Annotated in this window: 4 protein-coding genes; 1 reads left to right on the top strand and 3 read right to left on the bottom strand. The window is 35.7% G+C overall.

Translation table 11 applies throughout. From position 1 onward, the window contains the following. The 3 genes from KHW44_RS07990 to brnQ all read right to left on the bottom strand — a co-directional run. On the bottom strand, positions 1-333 hold a 333-nt coding region (locus tag KHW44_RS07990), incomplete at its 3' end, for an isochorismatase family protein (protein WP_304068149.1). 76 nt (positions 334-409) lie between these two features. Further along, positions 410-763: a YkvA family protein gene (locus KHW44_RS07985; RefSeq protein WP_274983932.1), complete on the bottom strand. Its 354-nt coding sequence runs from the start codon at positions 761-763 to the stop codon at positions 410-412. Between the two features lie 70 nt (positions 764-833). Next, on the bottom strand, positions 834-2,111 hold the full coding sequence (gene brnQ, locus KHW44_RS07980) for a branched-chain amino acid transport system II carrier protein (RefSeq protein WP_304068143.1): 1,278 nt from the start codon (positions 2,109-2,111) through the stop codon (positions 834-836). Between the two features lie 138 nt (positions 2,112-2,249). On the opposite strand from brnQ, the gene KHW44_RS07975 reads away from it, so the two are divergent. Then, positions 2,250-3,017, top strand: a 768-nt coding sequence (locus KHW44_RS07975) for a putative DNA modification/repair radical SAM protein (RefSeq protein WP_304068141.1), incomplete at its 3' end; no start/stop codon positions are given.

The raw sequence follows: 3,017 nt of genomic DNA, 5'->3' as shown, positions 1-3,017 counted from the left end.
GTAGACACAAATGTGAGTTTCCGCTCCGACAACTACGATTTGTTTCCTTCCAGTTTTTTCGATTTCATTCATAACATCATCAAGCTTTGCAGTAAAATCAACCTTATCGAACACATCTGTTTCGTATTCTTTCAAACTATCCACAGTATCTCCCAAACCCTTTGGGTATTGACGGGTCGTAATCACTGGAATGTCGTATATTTTCGCCATCTCCAACACAGCCTTCGTGTGGTTAATCACATACTCGTTGTCGTGAAGAACTGGCACCAATTTTTCTTGCAAATCAATCAGCAAGATAATCATATCGTCTTTGTTTACATAAAACTTTTCCATATTTCACCTCAAAACTATAATACCATAAAAAAAGCACGCCACACAGCGCGCTTTGATTTATTTAAAATTTCAATAACTATTTCACCACATTTTTGTAAATCAAAAAGCTTATCAATAGTAGTATCCCTACTCTTGCGACAATTCCAACTATTTTTAGTTTGGAGTTTAGTTGCTCTGCTTTTTCTTCACTGGTGTCGATGATGTCTTCAGGGATGAATTTCTTTGCGACCATCATTAATGATGGAGCGAGGATTAAATCATCCAAGATTCCTAGTCCTGCGACGAAATCCGGCATGAAATCCACTGGGCTTACTACATAAAGCACTGACAATGCCAATACTATTTTGGACAATAATGGTGTTTGTTTATTAAAAAATGCATACCACAATGTTGGTATTTCGTTCTTCAATCCTAATAATTTTTTAATCATTAACTCACCTCAAATATATTATACCATACATTGCACGATATATCGTATTACATAATAGTTACAATTTGTTTTATTTTTTGATTTTTCCTATTAATCCACCGATGACTGCTGGGATTATCCAAATAAAGCTTTTGACTTGCATTGGAAATACTGATTCGATTGTTTTCAACAAACCGAAATCCAATTTGAATCCGTTAAGTAGTACTATAATTGCGTAAATCGACACTCCGATTATGGATCCTAATTTTACGTTTCGCGAAAATGTATTTTGTTTGAACAAATTCAAGAAAATCAAAACTATTGCCACGGGATATATCGCTGTCAAAAAAGGTGCGGAAATTTTTAGTATTTTTTCAACGCCAACTACTGCGAAGAATGCACTGAAAACTGTGGAAATTATTATGATTAAATCGTATGAGATAACTCCGTTTGTTTTGTCTTTTAGCATATCACTGAAGAATTGTCCAACTGTTGTTGTAAGTCCAATTGCTGTTGTGAGGCATGCCAATGCCATTGCAACGCAGATTAATACTTTTCCCAAAATCCCCAAATGTTGGTAGCAAATGTATAGCAACAAATCAACTCTTTCGACATTTCCTAGGTTGAACTTGGATGTGGCAGCTCCGAGGTAAATCAATCCTCCGTATACGAAGCAAAGTCCTATAGCTGCTATGATTGATGCTTTTATTGTATATTGTTTAATAGTTTTGTCATCTGTAATTCCGTTTCCCATAAATCCTTTGGTAACTACAATTGCAAATACTAATGATGCCAACGCATCCATTGTTTGATATCCTTCTTCAAAGCTTGATTGGAAGACTTGAATTTGATATGTATTTACAGGCGTTGCAACGGGAGATATTATTCCTTTGAAAATAATCACTACAAGAGTTGCAATCAACAACGGCGTCAAAATTTTTCCCAAATTATCTATTATGCTACTTGGTTTTCTGACGAATAAATACACACAAGCAAAAAATACTACCGTGAGCAAAACAGAATTTGCTCCTTTGAAAAATCCTTTTTGAATTATTTCTACTGTTGTTGCTGCAGTCCTTGGAATTGCAAGTCCCGGTCCTATCGCAAGCATAATTATAGTTGAGAATATTAGTGAAAATCGCGGACTTATAGTGTTGCCGATTTTTTCAATTGTTCCTCCGCTTTTTGTCGCTGCGAGTAATCCCAAGAAAACCAGTCCTACTGCGCTTAGCAAAAATCCTAATGTCGCAATCAAATACTGATTTCCTACTTTATTACCCAAAAACGGTGGAAATATCAAATTCCCCGCTCCCAAAAACATCGAAAATAGTGCGAATCCACTAACAAATATTAATTTCTTGTTTTTCATAATTACCTCTGTATAAATATTTTAAATTTTTATTAGTTCTTACAATTCTACCACAATTTCTTCCAGATAACAACTTTTTTATAAAAAACAAACTTGTGCGAATGTTTGTTTTATTATAAAATACGAATAGGTGATCTTATGGAATTAAAACGCAAATTATCAATATTATCAGATGCTGCCAAGTACGATGTCAGTTGCTCTTCTAGTGGTTCAAAAAGAAAAAACACCGCAGACGGAATCGGTGCGGCGAGTAATTCTGGAATATGTCACAGTTGGTCTGAAGACGGAAGGTGCATTTCGCTACTTAAAATTTTACTCACAAACAAATGCATTTACAGTTGCGAATACTGCGTCAACAGAAAAGAAAACAACATCGAAAGAGCAGAATTCACTCCAGAAGAAGTAGCTGATTTGACAATAAATTTTTACAAAAGAAATTACATCGAAGGATTGTTCCTGTCAAGTGGCGTTGTGAAAAGCCCCGACCACACAATGATGCAACTTATCAGAGTTGCAGAAATTCTTCGCAACGAGAAAAAATTCAACGGATACATCCACATGAAGGCAATCCCAGGAGCAAGCGAGGAATTAATCGAAAGACTAGGAAGACTTATCGATCGTATGAGTATCAACATAGAACTTCCTACGAAGTCAAGCTTGAAGATGCTCGCTCCACAGAAAACGTATGAGTCCATTGAAAAACCTATGGATTTTATTAACGAATCCATCACTCAGTACAAAATCGACAGAAAAACTATCAGAAAAACTCCTTTGTTTCTACCAGCTGGTCAATCCACTCAAATGATTGTCGGAGCAGGTCGTGAATCGGATCTTACAATTATCAACAAAGCAAGTAGCCTTTATGAAGACTACAAACTCAAAAGAGTTTTCTATTCGGGATTTGTC

The organism is Finegoldia magna (assembly GCF_018371055.1).
GTDB classification, from domain to species: domain Bacteria; phylum Bacillota; class Clostridia; order Tissierellales; family Peptoniphilaceae; genus Finegoldia; species Finegoldia magna_I.
Note: the sequence above shows the minus strand (reverse complement) of the source record. Positions and strands in the feature narration are given on the sequence as shown.